Annotated in this window: 1 protein-coding gene; it reads right to left on the bottom strand. The window is 59.3% G+C overall.

Going from position 1 to position 691, the window contains the following annotated elements; all coding sequences use genetic code 11:
• Nucleotides 1-685 (bottom strand): C40 family peptidase (locus BGE37_RS24765; RefSeq protein WP_105288552.1); only part of this gene is annotated, 685 nt, incomplete at its 3' end.
• Nucleotides 686-691 lie beyond the last annotated feature (6 nt).

Genomic DNA, 691 nt, shown 5'->3' with positions numbered 1-691 from the left:
GCCATGCCCGGTGACGCCAGAGGGAGTGTGTGCGTCGCTGCCATTTGTCGGTATACCTCTCTCGTTTGCTCAGTTGTTCAGGAATATGGTGCAGCAGCTCGCCGTCACCACAGTAAATGGCGGCATGATTCGGCACCGATGAACCAAAACAGCACAGCAGCACATCGCCCGGTTGTGCTGATGACAACGGCACCTGATACAGCCCTGTGGCCTCCAGATTATCCAGATAGAGATTCTGACCGTGACGCCACCAGTCATCCCCGCGATGAAAATCCGGCATCTCAATCCCCGCCAGATGATAAGCATCCCGGAACAGCGTGTAACAGTCCGTCACCCCGTGCTCAAAGCGCCGCCCGGTGAGATGCGGCACACAGCGGAATTTATGAATCTCACCCCGGCAGACCAGCCACCACGGCAAATCACTCTGCACCTGCAGCCGCCGGTCAGCCTCACTCAGCCAGGGCAGACCACCGGGGTGGCTGTGGACCAGCGCCACAATCTCACCCTGCATCTCTGCCCGCAGCCAGTCCTCCGGCGACATCCGGAAATACTCCTCCGGCTCACCGGAGATATTCACGCAGGGAAAATATCTTTCCCCTTCCGGCGTTCTCACCACGAAGCCGCACGACTCCGCTGGCGCACATCGCCGGGCGTGCGCCAGAATCGCTGATTCTGTCTCTGTCATGGGATT

This window comes from Escherichia sp. MOD1-EC6300 (assembly GCF_002965045.1).
In the GTDB taxonomy this organism is placed as follows: Bacteria; Pseudomonadota; Gammaproteobacteria; order Enterobacterales; family Enterobacteriaceae; genus Escherichia; species Escherichia coli_F.
Note: the sequence above shows the minus strand (reverse complement) of the source record. Positions and strands in the feature narration are given on the sequence as shown.